This is a genomic window from Neisseria sp. P0021.S007, assembly GCF_051956855.1.
Genome location: NZ_JBQCXA010001175.1, coordinates 1 through 521, shown reverse-complemented (window position 1 = coordinate 521; position 521 = coordinate 1). Strand labels below are relative to the sequence as shown.

Annotated in this window: 1 protein-coding gene; it reads left to right on the top strand. The window is 42.4% G+C overall.

Annotated elements, in window-relative coordinates; translation table 11 throughout:
• Positions 1–521: hypothetical protein (locus ACTHUR_RS18135; protein WP_440400147.1), on the top strand; the 521-nt coding region annotated here is incomplete at both ends.

Here is a 521-nt window from a genome sequence, read left to right as displayed (position 1 = left end):
GGCTCAAAAAAGGCAGCGGTTTTTTGGTTTGGGATAAAAATGGAGACGGCATGGTAAACGACGGAACGGAGATGTTTGGTGAGGCAACAGTTATGTCTGACGGCAAGCGCGCAGAAAACGGCGTAGAAGCTTTGAAAGATTTGGACAGCGACAATAATAATATCATTAATCAATATGATGAATTGTGGGGCGAGCTAAGAATCTGGCATGACGAAAACAGTAACGGGAAAACGGAGGAAGGAGAGCTTTCTCTATTGTCCGACTGGGATATCCAGTCGATCTCTTTGGATTTTGCAAAAATCAATCTGAAAGATGAAGCCGATAATAAAATATTATTTGAATCAGAAGTGGTTTTGGAAAACGGGGAAAGGCGTAAGGTTGCCGATATTGATTTCCAAAACGACAAAGGAATTTACAATGAGTTGGCAGGTGAAATTTCAGCAGAGACAGCCGCTGATGTCGTGTATCCGACGGAAATTTCAACATCGGTTATACTGCCCGGAGACAATACTGCATATATC